Source organism: Moorena sp. SIO3I6, assembly GCF_010672095.1.
Window position 1 is genome coordinate 23,725 of record NZ_JAAHHU010000030.1, and the last position, 15,578, is coordinate 39,302.

Sequence of the window (15,578 nt, forward strand, 5' to 3'; positions counted from 1 at the left end):
TCATTCTTCATTCTTCATTCTTCATTCTTCATTCAAAAATGGTGAACAACCGATTAACCTTCAGCAACCGATGTTCTAGGGTGAGACAGTCAGGGAAGATGGTTGAACACGATTAACTACTACGCCCAGACAGGTTAAGCCAAACCTGTCTATTTGATCGAGAACTTGCTTGAATCGAGATTTCTTAGTTCCTCTTAATCCGACCACCATCAAGATTCCATCTGTATTGGCAGCCAGGAAATTGGCGTCTGTATAGTTCAGTAGATTAGGAGTGTCATAGATAACCAAGTCAAATTTTTCCTGAAAATGCCCCATAATCTTTTCCATGCGAGTAGACCCCAGCTCTGGAGCAGATTCTACTAAGGATTGCCCAGAAGTCAACACAAAAAGATTATCTGAGAAAGGCGATCGCTCCATCACAACCTCTAGGTCGTTTGATAGCAAGTCCCTCAGTCCTTGCAAGTTCTGTAAATTCAAATTGGTGTGAAGTTGAGGTGAATGGAAATTAGCATCTACTAATAGAACTCGCTGACCTCTGGAGGCTGCGATGTGCGCTAGGTTTAAGGCGACACTAGACTTACCATCCCCAGCCATAGCCGAGCAAATGGCGATGGAGCGAAGGGGTGGATTACAGAAGCGGAAATGCATGTTAGTGTAGAGAGAGTCGAATGCTTTTTGAAATCGACTATCCTCAGAACTTCTGTCCTCATCGTTGTCATAATCTACACTCAAATTATTGAATAGTTCAGGATTTTTACTAAATGGTATTTCTCCTAAAACAGGTAAATTATGGCCTTCTTCAATATCCTTGATTTCATAGAAGATATTCCGATACTTATCATAAAGGAGAACTGTACCCATCCCTAAGCTTAAACCACCCATAACTCCTAGAAGTATCAACTTATTCTGACTAGATTCTGCGATCGGTTGACCGGTCGGATCGCGCAAAAGCTGAGGTTGAGAAACTATCTCCCAAGGTACTTCCCGTTGAGCTTTCTCCACCTGCAATGTCTCTTTCTGAGTTTCCAGTTGGTTGAGAGTTTGAGTAGCAATTTGTAACTGCCGCTGTAGATCATTATACTTACGGACAAAAATCGGGAATTCTTGGACTTCGCGATCAACAGTGTTTTTGGTTTGTATCAGAGCCTGATTACGAACCTGTAGTACCTCAATTTGGTTGGTGGTATCAACCAATTGTTGAATCAGTTGTAAACGAATTGGATTTTGAAGGGTTCGCACTCGGGGGTTAATCGGTTGACCTCCTAAGTTCTGACCCAGAATCCGTTGTACTTCCCGATTGAGAAGGTTTTCTAGGTTTTGCCGTTGCTCTAGTAAGGTTTGAATATTAGGGCTCTCTAGCTGAAAGCGGGCGGATTCTATGGCAATTTGACTTTCTATTTCTTTAAGATCCGCCAGTAACTTCTGATAGTTAGGATCTTCACTCAAGGCAGAAGAAGCTAAAGCTTCCGTTGGCGATAGCTTTAATTGTCTTTGTAAGCTGTTTTTTAAGTTGATTAGCTCTTGTAGCTGCCTGGTTGTATCTCTTTTTTGGTCGCTAATTTGACGAACTTTATCTGACAATTGTCCCCCATCAAATTGAGGTTCAATTAGCTGATACTGCTGTTGCAAAGTTTGCAACTTTCCTTGGATACTCTTAACTCGATTCTGTAATTCAGGAAGTTGATCATTAATAAACTTAACCCCTTGACCAATGCGGGTTGTGCGGTCTTCTAAACTATACTTTTCATATTCTTCAGCTGTTGTTTCTAAGACCAACTCTACTAGTTTGGGATCTGTCCCACTATAACTAACTGATAGGATTTTAGTATTTTCACCTTGACTTTCTTCTTCGAGACGTTCAACTGTTAAAGAATACTGAAGTAGTCCAAGGTTAAACTCTGGATACTGGAATTTAATTTTATTGACGATTTTAGATAAGATTTCAGGACTGGTTAGGATTTTAATTTGAGTTGCATAGTCCAGTTCAAAATTTCTCTCACCAGGTATTCTTCCCTGACCCCGAGTAAGTGTCATTGGTTCAGTGGATATTGCTGCAGCAGATGTGACTGGTTCCACTAACAGCTGAAAATTACCTGAATATGTAGAGGGAGATTTGCTACTCAAAAAGGTAGCAGCAACAGTCACTAAACCTGCAATCCCTGCAACCACCATGGCTTGGCGTCGGGCAATCCTCAAAAGCGGACCGAGATTTAATCCTTTTTGAGGAGTATTTAACTCATCTTGCTCGTTTAATGTTAGTTGTTGCAATTGTCTGCCCCTTTTACTAGTTGATAAGGTTTCAGCCCCCTGTTGTATATCCAAGAGGATGCTAATTTTTGCAGGGAGACACTAATAATTACCAACTCTCAGGGCAATAATCCGGATTGTCCAGGTTTATAACCCTGTTCACATCGATGCTATAGTTGATCGATGTAGAAGCAAAATTTATCAATATTCCGGAGTGCTCTCAACTCCTTTTATTTCGGTTATTTATAGTCTTTTTTTTTTTTTCAAAAGACTTTGGTCATTTAAAAATATCTTTAGATTAATAAATATTAAAATAATTTATACCAATTATTTGAAGTAATTTTACAGATAATTTTAATCTTAATATATCCTGATATGGCTCTTGATTATTACTTTTAATCCTTGGGATTATTCCCCGCTTAAATTATCTTTTAATATACACTTAGGATGCTAATTTTTTTGAGTTATAGCAGTCGCCAGGGCAGTTAGGACATGACAAAAGTCTCAAACCTAAGTAAGCGCAATAGTTTGACTTATGACTTCTGAATTATGACTTCTGACTTCTGCTATATTTTGTGGTATAACTCTCAAATAATTATATCCAAAATAGGGAAGCCCAAGGATAATTACTTGGGCTAAATTATGGTATTAAAAATTTAATTAACCAGGATTCTTAAACAATTACTTAAGAATCCTATACCTAGGCTAAAGAAGAGACCAGAGAATGATCTCCCCTAGTAGAATAAGTTGATTAGGATGATGGGGTATCGACTGCATCCCGTTCTGTGCGAATCCACTTGGTCTGAGGTTCCACCAGAAAAGCCAGATAGAGGGGAATTTTCCACAGAATGTAAATTGGAACAGCTAAGAGCATCAGGATCGGAAAGTCTGCTCGGCAAAATTTAGCCCAACCTTCAACAATCGCAATTAACAGCAGCACCCCTTCTATTAGTAAGACAATAGTACTTATCCATGATGCTCCCAAGGCTACCCCCAGTAAAGCTCCCCCTGTAGCAGCCACCCAAATTAGAACCAATAGGGACAATGGTGGCACACATAAGTCTAATGCGTACGCTAATAGATCGAAACGTCTTTGACGAATAGACTCTTTGAGCAACTTAGGAACTTGGTTTAGCAAAGTCTCGATATGACCATGCTCCCAGCGTGACCTTTGACTCTTTGCTGAAGCGTCTTTCATCAGACGACCTGTCACTCCTGCTTGTTGGCAATATATTGGGGAATGTCCGATGATCGCTAAATCCAAAGCCAACTGCATATCATCAACTGTTTTACTGCCAGCCAAAGAGATTTTGCGAATCACTGACCAGGGGAAAGCCATTCCTGAACCTGTTAACAAACAAGGCAAGCCCAGTCGATGTAACCCACTCGGACGGACTGTATTTTTGAATTTAACCGCCAGGGTAGAGATCAAATCCTTTACTACCGGTTTGTCTGGTTGTGTCATTAAGTAAGTTGACTGAACCGGTCGTTGTCTAGCGTACGCAAGGCGGGAAATCCGTGAAATTGTTCCTTCAGCAACGATACAGTCGGCATCAACCACCACCACCACATCCGGTGGATTAGGCTCGATAAAGCTCATACCGAAGTCTAAGGCATATCCCTTACCTCTGCGCTCATGATCCTGTCGTTCAATTACGGTAGCACCAGATTTCCGAGCCACTGCTGCGGTGTCATCAGTGCAATTATCAGCAATGACTATTAGTCGGTCTTGCTCTGTAAGCTGAGGTAGTAATGTTTCCAGGGTGGCACTGATATCAGAGGCTTCATTGTGAGCTGGAACTAAAACAGCCACCGTTGGTCGGGGTTTCCTAGCATCCGACCATGGCTCAGAGGCATTAGGCAAAATTGCTGCACTACATTCAATAAAAAGAACTGTAATTGGAACGATAAGGGCAAATGCTATTACCAAAAATGGAATATCAATAAATGAGATTAATGGCTGATTAGCTAACACAATTCAACATCCTTAAAGCTTAAAATAAGTTATTTTTTTTTAGGGAACAGGGAACAGGGAACAGGGAACAGGGAATAGGGAATAGGGAACAGGGAACAGGGAACAGGGAACAGATAAGAGGGTTAATTTAACAAAAACAAACCTTTTGTTACCATCATCATTAATAGGAATAATAGACTATATATTAAATCCAATAAATAATCGCTAATTATTAAAATATAACCAGCTATAAACTAACGATAAGTAAGTTATATACTTTTATTTAAAGTATAATAAAAACCTAATTAAATCTATTTCATAATGTTATATTGTACCTATCACCTATCACCTATCACCTATCACCTATCACCTATCACCTATTACCTATTACCTATTCCCTATTACCTATTACCTATTCTCTCTTCCCTGTTCCCTGTTCCCTGTTCCCTAAAATCCAGAAATTGTCTACCTCATAGCTATGATAATTGCTATATCTAACTGTTACTATTAAGTACAGTTTTGTACTCAACCAAGTTACTACGCTGTCCTAGCAATCGATTTAGGTGAAATTGAATCTGACCCTGGACCTGAGGAAACTTGCCGATCATGCAAGAGAGACTATAAAGTAAAGCATCTGTTGAGCTAAAACCTGTCTGGGACTTATGACGATAGATCCGGTAAGTCATCAGAGGATAACCCAGCAACAGCAATAAGCTCAAGCCATGGGTGAGCCATGCGATCGCAAATACTAACAGGGGTAAGAGTAACCCCCAGAACCAAATGCTCCGGCTTTCTTTCACCCAATGGCGTTCTGGAGTGTGACCGTGTAACCAGGCTCCCTCAGCGTAAGCATGACCTGCTCTTAAGAACCGTTTCCAGCACTGACTAAAACGTGTCATTTGGGCATCATGCCAAGTCATTTCAGCATCTAGGCGAAAAATCTTCCAACCCCTCTGGCGCAGCCGCAAGCACAGTTCCGGTTCTTCACCAGCAATTAGGGTCGGATTAAACCCTCCGACTTGTTCAAAAGCTTCTGTGCGCATCATTGCATCACCACCACAAGCGGAAGCTTCACCTACTGGTGTATCCCACTCCATGTCGCACAATCGGTTATATATAGATTTTTCAGGGAAGCGCTCTCGTCGGCGACCACAGACTACAGCGACATTAGGGTTGGCTTCCAGTTCCCCTTGAGCATAGTCGAGCCATCCCGCTACTACCTCACAATCCCCATCCACGAATTGGACAAACTTAAGATTTGGCTCTAAATGTTTAAGATAGATATATCCCGCATTCCTAGCACGAGCTGCAGTAAACGGTTTAGATAGGTCGAGTCCAATTACTTCTACCCCCAAAGAATGAGCGATTTCCACACTGTTATCTGTGGAGCCAGAATCGACATAAACCACACGAGCGGCGTTCTTAATTACAGACAGTAGACACTGACGTAGGCGTTCACCTTCATTGCGTCCAATCACAACTAATCCAATTTGCTTCACACCTTGGGGTTTGTATTCTACAGCTGAGAGAGTGTTCATCGTTTAACTGCTTTGAGAATTTAGCTCTTTTCTTGGACGAGGCAAAGAATTGAAACGTAGAGGTAGCACTGAAACGCTGTTTCCCTAACGCTCTCGTTGTGGGTGAAAGATTTTAGCCAGATTAAACTGTAGCAGATTCACCCTTGTACAGCTTTCTAGGGAAGTTTACAGGATCAGGAATTTTGATCGATAAAGTCTATCAGGGCATCATACTTGGGTGAACTCTTTTGGTATACATGTTCTAAAGCACCCCAGCTCCCCCATTTACTGGGCTTACCGATATCAGAAAAGTGCATAAATAAGCCACCGTTCTGATTCTTCCATTCATTCAGGAGTTCTGTATAAATTTTGTACATTTTTGGATGTCTATTAAGCTCAATGAAAAACTCAGTTAGTTTTTGATTATCGGACTTGACAAGATGTTGACCACCTTCGTAAGCCACTAACTGTAGTTTTCTTTTAGCTGCTACTTTTTGATGATAGTTAAAAATTTGATCAATATCACTTAAACTCTCATAGTCTTCTTCTGTGGGAAGTAAACCCCCGGATTTGATCTGCTTAAACGCTTTTGACACTCCGCCATCGGGTTCATTCAACCAAGACTCGATGGTGCTTTCATTTTCTTCGGCGTTTAAGCTGCCATTAAAATATCCTGCGATCGCAAAAGCATCAATACTATGTTGATAACAAGGGGCATTACCCTCTGCTACCCACAGAGGACAATCCAAAGCAGCATTTTCCAAACCAAGCCATACGGTATGGGTAGCCATAACAGACACAACTTGATTGCTGTCACTACCAAATACATTTTTCCAAATATCAGACATTTGAGCAGTACGCATTCCATACCATTGCATGTATGCATCTCCTTTATCCTTGCCCCACCTAGCTTGACCTTGAGCTAAGGCATAGTTAGCTTGTTGGAATTGCCAATTCCACACTTCATTAGACAGTTCCACATAAACCCTTAGATTTGGATCTAAGGTATCTTTAACTATTTGGGCAAAATTAGTGATATAGTCATCTGTAGCTTGATGGGGCATATTAAACCATGGATCAGCACCAATTCGATTGGCTAGTTTAACCATGATTTCTACAGGTACACCTTTACCGTAAGCGTAGGAGGCATCATCTACTTTTGGTCTATTTGCCCATTCCCTTTGCTTAGAATGATTGGTTTCCATCCAGTCCATAAAACGGATGGCTTTAAATTTTTTAATTTTATTGATGAATTCCGGATTAAAAAGTTCAGACTCGTAAGTATCTTCATCCTTAGCTTGAACAACACGAATGTTGCGAATATAATTACCCGTGTTATTAGGATCCGTAGCGGTAATTATTAAATAGATACTAGCCCCGGATGGAGTGACATTAATTACATCTCTTCCTGGCCTTGACGCTACCTCATCTTTGGTGGCATCAAACTTATATTCTATAGTGCCTTCTCCATCGTATAAAACCACATACTTTCCAGCTGGATAATTTTTCATCCCTGTAAAAAGTAGTGTAGCCACACGAGTATATTCAGGAGGAGCTTCTGGAGCAGGTAAAGACTTAACCCAGCCCTGTTCGTCTAAATCCAGTTTATCGTATTCCTCAGTATCCCACGAACCACTACAGCCTGTTTCTCCAGAGACACATTGAGTAATCCATGGTCTCGACGATTTGAAGGCATCTAAGAAAGGAAGTTCAGTTGACCAATCAGCAATTCCATTCAGGTTAGTTCCTAAGTTACTAGTTTTATCCAGAGAGTTTTGAACCGTTGAGTTACTGAAAAAAATATTAATTTTTTGATAAAAGTGTTCAGGATGTGTTGGATTAAGCGCAATGAATAAAGTTAGACAAAAACTAAAAATAAATAATGTAATTATTTGGTTTTTTTTGAAAACTATACTGTACACTAATTTTAACTATCAGGGCTAGCAAAACTGACTTGATAATTGGAAGTTATTGGTAAGCTGACTTCACTCAAGTAGCGTTCGTGGCACAGGCTTATAGCCTGTGACGCACGCGCATTAGCTGACTGCTTACATGGCTGGTAATTATCACCACTAATATATACTTAATAAAAAACAGCTATCCGGATTTTTGGTCTAGAGATTTTTATCAAAAGCTTACGCTATATATGAATTTAAGTTAATCTTGTTATAAAGTTATAATAACGAGAAGGATTTTTAGAAATCCATAGGTAAAGATCAAAGCAGGGGTATAACGGTAAACTTAGCTGTTGTATAACATAGACCAAATCGAGTTTAATGTCACTCTAAGACTTGCCAAGATTCACGAATGCCCCTGGTTAAGTTGCAGGTTGCATCTCCAGTATTAACATTTACTTTCAGAGAAATGAACAAGCCCGTTATTGCCATTGGACTAGATGCAGCTGAGCCCTCTGTCCTTGAGAAATGGATGTCTCAGGGACATCTCCAGACTATGCGTCGTCTGCGCGACCAGGGAACCTATGGACGCCTAAAAAACTTTGAAGCGTTTAGTGCAGAAACCCCTTGGACAACATTTTTGACTGGCTGCTCGCCTCACACAACTGGGTACTGGTCTCCCTTGGGATTTCGAGAAGGTAGCTATGAGTGCTACACCAAGGCCGCCTATGACTATAGTGAGTATCCTCCATTTTATGCCCTGGGTGAAGATTATCGAGTGGCAGTTTTTGACATGCCTCAAACTCGGCTTTCTGAGAAGGTAAATGGTCCGCAGGTTTTAGCTTGGGGAGCCCATTCTCCTCAAGTAGCTAGTGGGTCTTTACCGACTTCACTGTTTCAAGAACTGGTTGACAAACATGGAGAACATCCAGGACTCCATAAAGACTATGCAGTGTGTCTTGATTTAAAAGGAACACTTCGACTTCGGAAAGTTCTTGAGACAGGGATCTCCCGTCGCGCTACTATTTGTCAAGATCTCTTGCAACGAGGTTCTTGGGACTTGTTTTTAACAGTGTTTGGCGAAGCCCATGCACTGGGTCACAATTTCTGGCAGTTGAGTCAACCGGAGCATCCTCTGTATGAGCATTTTAGTTCCCGTGTTTCAGGTGATCCAATGCTCGAAGGCTTTCAAGCCATTGATCGGGCAATCGGCAAGATTTTAGCCAAAGCACCAAAGGATGCTCATGTCGTCATTTTCTCCGCTCATGGCATGGGTCCTAACACCATGGATACCCCCAGCACGACCTTCCTGCCTGAGTTTCTATATCGCCTGAGTTTCCCTGGCAAATTTGGCCTGGCTAATGGTACTGAGTTGGGAACACCCCCTGAACCGATAATTACCAAAATGAAATGGAACTATTGGGAGCGACATCTGTGGGGTACCAAGTATGATCCTAATGCCATTAAAAGGTTTTTGAGACGAGAAATGCCCACCAAGCTTTTCAAACTAATCGAGCCATGGTTAGATTCTTCTCAAGAACCCGATCTAATCTCGCCATTCAGGCTAGCTAAGCAAACCGATGTAGTACCTTTCCAACCAGCCGCTTGGTATGCACCGGTCTGGCACAAGATGAAAGCGTTTGCCCTACCAAGCTTTTCAGAAGGATATATCCGCATCAATCTTCAGGGACGAGAACCCCAAGGATTGGTACCGGAATCGGAGTATGATGCCTTCTGTGATGAACTGATCCAAAAGCTTTACGCTCTTAAAGATGCCCGAAAAGGTGTACCGATGGTCAAGGATATCATCAGGACACGGAAGTCGCCCACTGAGCGAAATTGTAAGCTGTCTGATGCCGACTTGGTACTTGTCTGGCAAGATGAGTATGCCACAGATGTGGTGGAAAGTCCTGATGTTGGACGTATTGGTCCTGTACCCCATTATCGTTCTGGCAGCCATCGCCCTGAGGGATTTATCATCGCCGCAGGTCCAGATATTGCGTCCGGTGTTGATTTCGGAGGCGGTCATGCTCTTGATCTTCCCCCCACAATTTTGGAATTGATGGGTGCACCAATTCCTGAATACTTTGAAGGTAAGCCACTACCATTGCTAGCAAAAGAGCTTGTCAACGGTTAATATGCCTACTGCCTTAGAGTGTGGTCAGAAACATTGCCCTCATAGTTAAGTCTTTGTAAATTAGAAATGAGGGATAAGGTAAAGAGGGGATGAGGAGATTTTTACTCCTCTTTCCCCTCTTCATTTTATTCCAAATCTCACAAATCCGACAGGAATCAATTGAACATGCTTATCATCACACGATGTATACGTTCTGCCCATGTATCCCAATTGAGAGACTGATCGTATTCCTCTCTAGAAGACTTGACTAATTGTTCATAGACTGCCCGATCACCAAAGTTATTTGCTATCACACTAGCATACTGATCACTTGAGGCAGATAACGGTAACATATAACCATTTTTGCCATCTTTAATAATTGTCGGGATTCCTCCGACATCAGTTGTGATTACAGGGAGACCAAATGCATTAGCCTCACAAATCACAATTGGTGAACAATCAGCACGAGTGGGAAACATCAAAAAATGGGATTGCAGAAATAATTGATTAAGTTCCTCTCGTTGCTTAGGATTATTTTTATTCAAAAAAGGAATGACCTTTAGCCGCTCATGCTTAATGTCATCCGGTGGCACACAACCAAGCATAACTAGCTCAGCGTCAATTCCCATGTTCAGCAGAGACATCAGAGTTTCAAAGGCAATATTTCCACCTTTTCTCTGCCAATCTTTACCAATAAACAATAAACGGCAACGGGAAGCATTACACTTGGAAAATAGTTGATCTACTGACGGGATATCATCTAAATTTGCTCCAAAGGGAATTACTTCAACTTTCTCTGGATCTGCCTGATAGTCGCTAATGGCAGATTTGGCAGCCCATTCTGAAGAATAAACTAGTTTATGAGATTTTGATAATACAGAAAATTCATGTTTTTCTCCTAGTTCAAATTCTTCTAGGTTTCGGTAAATTTTATAGTAGTCATTGTTGATTAGCTTCGGAGTAGCATCGGATAAAAAAATAATAGGAATACTAGTGTCAATTAAACTTACTTCTGCTGATGCAACAGGGCAAAAAAGTAAATCACATGGGGTTTCATTTAACTGTCTTTGAACGTTAATTATGAATCGATTAAGCTGTTCATTTTGATCAGAAGACTTGAAACCTAAAAATGAATCAATTAATTGGATAGGCTTGACTAGCTTATGCCAATAGGATACTTTTCTGGGATTGCCGAGATTAATCAACTGAAGGTCTCTTGATGCCAGAGACCTATGCATATAATAAAGGGTGCCAGAAAAAGTATTTTTATCTAAATAATTCTGAGAAGATAAAAAACCAACTCTCAAGGGCTGCATCATCGGTTTTACCAAGGTTGAATCTTGCTATCAAATGTACCGCTTCAATTATAGCTCCCTATTAGTAAAGTATTTGATGTCAAACCAGCCGTATTATTAAATTGCTTGATAATTTATTGCTCCCCAGTAGTTTACTTTTTAATGTAATCATTTTTAGGTATTTAAAACTAACTAAGCAATTTTGCTTAGTTAGCTCTAGGGTAATACGGCATTAATATTTTCTTTAAAGGTTTTAGGGGTTTCACCATACGCCTCAACTTATGATCAACATATATCATATAACAGTCAAGAGGCTCTGCTCCAAAACTTTTCTTAAATGCTATAACTCCTGGCAATCCACCACTAGGATTAAAATCAAACCAAGAATATCCTTGTTCACAAGAATCTTTGACAATTTCATACATAACTAAGTTAACTGGTCTTAGATTCAAGTATTTTTCTAAAGATGAGCCATGCCAATACACCACATGTTTCTTGGCGTAGAAGCATAGTGCTCCGCTGATAATTTCGTCTTGATAGTGGGCTAGCCAAAGCTTAACGTTAGGTGACTTAAGTTGAAAAATTGTTTTAAAAAGTTCCCAACTATAGCTACCAAGACTATTATCTCCCCATCGTCGTAATGAATCTTGATAAACTTGATAATATTCCCACCATTGATCTAGGGTAGATGCTGTAGTTACTGAAACTCCTTCCTTGATAGCTTTTCGGACTTTTCGAGCCATAGAACTACCGCCCTTTTTCCAAGTTTTGGAAATTGTTTCAAAACCCACGTCTAAGTTAATGGCGTGAGTGGTATCCTCCTCTTGTTCACTGACACAACTTAGGGCTACAGCTTTACTAGCTAGTTCATTGTAAGGATTTACTCGCCAACTTAATTTACCCCAAAAATTTTTATCGAGAAATTTAACTAGTAAAATGGCATGGTCAATGGTAAGTTCGTCTGCGGAAATCCATCCTCCAAAGGTTCCGTCTGGTGAGGATGAGTATTTCTTGATAAATTTCGGATTTCCAAGTTTATAAGAAAGGGGGATTAAAGCTCTTTTTTGATCTGAGACTACGATCATTTGAGGGTTTGGGCGAAATTCTCCTTGAGTATAGGTATTCCAGATTTCGGCCCATTCTCTTGAATGAAAATAAGTTGAATAATTGCATTCTTGCCAAATTTTATCCCATTCTTCAGCATTAGCGAGATAGGTTTTGGTAATTGATAGGCTCATTCACTACTCCTATAATTAATTTTTGTGACCATAAGTATTAGAAATGCCCTAGTGAATTCCTTGATTAATCTTGACCAAAGGTAAGACAAAGTAAGCGTTCGCGTAGCGTGACCTACGGTCAATCGCTTACCTGGAAACATCAACAAAGATAAAAATGCGATTGACCGTTCGCGCAGCGTCGGGCTTTGCCCGAAAGGTCACGCTACGCGAACGCTTGAGTATTGGATTTATCGATTTAGATAGCTGCGCTGATTTTCGCCTATCTATTTATTTCAGGACTTACGCAGTAACTCTACTTGTAGGGTCTCACCCTACTATTTATAGTGTTTGTTACCCAGTTTTACCTCAGTCCTGTATGTCTTAGAGTTCTGCTAGAGTTCAGAAAAATTTCTTGATTGATGCGACAACCCTTGCTTGGTCAGCCTCAGTCATATCGTTGTAAAAGGGCAGACGAAGTAAGCGATCGCTTACATCCTCAGTCACCAAGCAGTCTCCTTCTTTGCCCCCAAACTCTCGTCCCATATCAGACAAGTGCAATGGCAGATAGTGAAAAACGCTATAGATGCCTTGAGCTTTCAAATGAGCAATCATGGCTTGGCGCTTCTCTAGGGACGGTAAGAGTATGTAGAACATATGGTATGCCTGGTCACAGTACTCTGGCACGCTTGGTAAGCGAATACCGTACTCTGGTGCCCAATCCTTGAGATTTTCGTAGTAGTAATCCCAAAGTTGCTGTCGCTTGCTCTGAATCTGTTGGCGACTTTCTAGCTGAGCATACAAGAAAGCTGCGAGTATGCCTGAGGGGAGATAACTTGAACCAATGTCTACCCAGGTGTACTTATCAATTTGACCGCGATAGAAGCGAGTGCGATTAGTTCCTTTCTCGCGGATAATCTCAGCACGTTCGATAAACTCCGGGTCGTTAATCAGCAGTGCGCCACCTTCTCCACAAGTAAAGTTCTTAGTCTCGTGAAAACTCTGAGTAGCTAAACAACCAAATGTACCTAGATACTTGCCTTTGTACTTAGCAAATAGCCCATGAGCATTGTCCTCAACAACTGGTATACCGTAACGTCCAGCAATCTCCAAAATAGCATCCATCTCGCACCCGACACCGGCGTAATGTACGGGAACAATAGCTTTGGTGCGGGGGGTAATCAGTGATTCTAATTTCTCTTCGTTTAAATTGAGGGTATCCGGGCGGATGTCAATAAAGACAGGTTGAGCACCTCGTAAGACAAAGGCATTAATGGTAGAGACAAAGGTGAAGGAGGGAACAATTACTTCATCCCCTGGTTGGATGTTTAATAGTAGTGCCGCCATTTCCAGAGCATGAGTGCAGGAAGTGGTTAGCAGAACCTTGGGAACTGACAATATTTGTTCGAGTAGAGCATGACATTTTTTGGTAATAGCACCATCACCGGAAAGATCCATGTTCTTGATGGTCTGTTGGATATACTCAAATTCTGTTCCAACAGTAACAGGGCGATTAAAAGGTATTTTTGACAAAGTAATTTCCATTTTTAGTTAGTAATTATTAGTTTCTACTTGGTATTAATGCGATCAATTTTTACGATGCACCTGAAATCCTATAGATTAGAAATTATTGATATGGCTTATTTTTGCTAGTAATCCTAATAATTATGAAATTATTATTAGGGAGATGTTGAGTTGTAGCGCCCTGAACTTAACCGATGCTGAATTAACCACTGTTCATTTTCTGGTGAGTCATGTAGCCATCGCTGAATTAGGTCAGCAAATTTTACTGGAAGCTGCAAACTCTTCCAGGTTTCGTAAGAGGCTATCGACAGATTATGGTAAAGATCTGAATCGGAAAGCAGCTTTTGAATAGATTCTGCTAAAGCAACAGAGTTGCCAGCTTCGAAAATTTTCGCACTGATGCCATCTTTTAGTTTATTGATAAACATTGGGTGATCTGAAGCAATGATTGGAGTTCGAGCACAAAGGGCATGAGTAATTGCTAGTGGGAAACCCTCTGGAAATTCGTGGCGACTAGGAACTAATACCAGATCAGATTCTCTCATCAGAGGAACTACGGTTTTATTTGGTACTATCCCGAGAAACTCTACACAGTCTTCGATTTGTAGCTGCTTAGCTTTATTGACAAAGAAACCGGTTTTATCGTTACCAGCTATCTTCAATTTTATTGGAAATTTATTAGCTTTTAATTTAGCGATAGATTCTAATATATCCCCAACCCCTTTAGCTTCAATCATTGACCCAATGTAAAATAGTTGCCAAGACTTGGCCTGTGCTGGTAGAGTTTTTGGTGACAAGGATTCTGGGGTTTCAGTAACAATAAAGCTCCAAGGAATTATCTTGTCAGATTGGACTCCTATGTCCTGGAGTACTCGGGAGGAATCAATCCCATAACTACCAATCCATTGGATTTGATCATTATTTAATAATTGGCTTAGTAAATAATTACGAAACTTGTTACGCACCTTTCTGGTTGGAATAGATTCAGCAAATAGGGCTAGGGTTGAAACATTATTGTGAATTGCCCAACGAAAAACTTCCCGAATGGGTGTGCGAACAACTAAATGAGTTGGATGGTAATCTTCAACCAATTGGATTAATTTTTTAACGTTAATCTTTCCATCAAACCCTGCACCAATGGCACGAACTCCTTTTTCCAGTAGCTCATTGTATGGTTTTTCGGTCATACAACAGAGAGTTGCAACTTCCCCAATTTGTTTGCCAATTTCAGCTACCGCATCTACAGAATATTTCTGAGCATAGTATGTCTCAGGTCCACCGTTAGCTAAGCGTTCAAAGGCTTCACGGTAATCTCCAGCATACTGAATAATCAATAAACGCATGAAATTAATTACGTTATTTTCAAGGATTTGTTTTATAATTTTTTTTTTACAAAATAAAGCTTATTTTTTTAAAAAATCATAAAAGCCATACAATTAATATATACAATTTATTTTATCAATTGTGTATATTAATTTTTAATATACATTTTGGCTGTTTTTTTCTTAGCATACTCCACCATTTATTGATTATCTAAATACTTAAAGTTTTCAAAAAAAATAGTTAATACTAAATTTTAATATCCATTTAATTAAATAAAAAATTATATAAAAAAAAGCTATAGAGCATCAGGTTTAAGCTAATAGGCATTTATAGCAGTCGAAGTAAAGCTTAAGACATATTTATGCTCCCTGCTCCCTTTAAGCTAAAATACTATGTCTTAAACTATACTTGCGTTGCTATAAATTTTAAGATCGATCTAGTTGTGCAAAAGCATTCAATCCATCTTTCAATCTCCCAATCAGCCCCGATTCAT

At 40.2% G+C, this 15,578-nt stretch carries 9 protein-coding genes; 1 reads left to right on the forward strand and 8 read right to left on the reverse strand.

Annotated features, from left to right (window positions below):
• Window positions 1-75: 75 nt before the first annotated feature.
• The 4 genes from F6K49_RS11305 to F6K49_RS11320 form a co-directional block, all read right to left on the reverse strand.
• A complete protein-coding gene (locus F6K49_RS11305) occupies window positions 76-2,268 on the reverse strand; it encodes a tyrosine-protein kinase domain-containing protein (RefSeq protein WP_293096675.1) in 2,193 nt (730 codons plus the stop codon).
• A gap of 730 nt (window positions 2,269-2,998) precedes the next feature.
• Window positions 2,999-4,222 (reverse strand): glycosyltransferase family 2 protein, encoded by a 1,224-nt coding sequence (locus tag F6K49_RS11310; RefSeq protein WP_293096679.1) that lies wholly within the window; start codon window positions 4,220-4,222, stop codon window positions 2,999-3,001.
• A 473-nt stretch (window positions 4,223-4,695) separates the two neighbouring features.
• On the reverse strand, window positions 4,696-5,739 hold the full coding sequence (locus F6K49_RS11315; protein WP_293025974.1) for a glycosyltransferase: 1,044 nt from the start codon (window positions 5,737-5,739) through the stop codon (window positions 4,696-4,698).
• Between the two features lie 173 nt (window positions 5,740-5,912).
• Window positions 5,913-7,640 (reverse strand): cellulose-binding protein, encoded by a 1,728-nt coding sequence (locus F6K49_RS11320; protein WP_293025975.1) that lies wholly within the window; start codon window positions 7,638-7,640, stop codon window positions 5,913-5,915.
• A gap of 442 nt (window positions 7,641-8,082) precedes the next feature.
• Between F6K49_RS11320 and F6K49_RS11325 the strand changes: the two genes are divergently transcribed.
• A complete protein-coding gene (locus F6K49_RS11325) occupies window positions 8,083-9,750 on the forward strand; it encodes an alkaline phosphatase family protein (RefSeq protein ID WP_293025977.1) in 1,668 nt (555 codons plus the stop codon).
• Window positions 9,751-9,905: 155 nt separating this feature from the next.
• Here the strand turns inward: F6K49_RS11325 and F6K49_RS11330 are convergent, their stop codons facing one another.
• From F6K49_RS11330 to F6K49_RS11345, 4 genes are all read right to left on the reverse strand, one after another.
• Window positions 9,906-11,060, reverse strand: coding sequence for a glycosyltransferase family 4 protein (locus F6K49_RS11330; protein ID WP_293067252.1), 1,155 nt, complete (start codon window positions 11,058-11,060; stop codon window positions 9,906-9,908).
• A gap of 170 nt (window positions 11,061-11,230) precedes the next feature.
• Window positions 11,231-12,262 carry a GNAT family N-acetyltransferase gene (locus F6K49_RS11335; protein ID WP_293025981.1) on the reverse strand — a complete coding sequence of 344 codons (1,032 nt, stop codon included), beginning with the start codon at window positions 12,260-12,262 and terminating at the stop codon, window positions 11,231-11,233.
• A 378-nt stretch (window positions 12,263-12,640) separates the two neighbouring features.
• Entirely contained in the window at window positions 12,641-13,771 is a 1,131-nt protein-coding gene (gene rffA / locus F6K49_RS11340; RefSeq protein WP_293096683.1) for a dTDP-4-amino-4,6-dideoxygalactose transaminase, read from the reverse strand.
• 146 nt (window positions 13,772-13,917) lie between these two features.
• Complete coding sequence (locus F6K49_RS11345) at window positions 13,918-15,105, reverse strand: glycosyltransferase (RefSeq protein ID WP_293096685.1); 1,188 nt, start codon at window positions 15,103-15,105, stop codon at window positions 13,918-13,920.
• Between the last annotated feature and the right edge of the window lie 473 nt (window positions 15,106-15,578).

What these genes read in the sequence shown, in the direction of transcription:
- F6K49_RS11315 (WP_293025974.1), bottom strand. Translation starts at nt 5,739, where the DNA reads ATGAACACTCTCTCAGCTGTAGAATACAAACCCCAAGGTGTGAAGCAA.
- F6K49_RS11325 (WP_293025977.1), top strand. Translation starts at nt 8,083, where the DNA reads ATGAACAAGCCCGTTATTGCCATTGGACTAGATGCAGCTGAGCCCTCT.
- F6K49_RS11335 (WP_293025981.1), bottom strand. Translation starts at nt 12,262, where the DNA reads ATGAGCCTATCAATTACCAAAACCTATCTCGCTAATGCTGAAGAATGG.
- F6K49_RS11345 (WP_293096685.1), bottom strand. Translation starts at nt 15,105, where the DNA reads ATGCGTTTATTGATTATTCAGTATGCTGGAGATTACCGTGAAGCCTTT.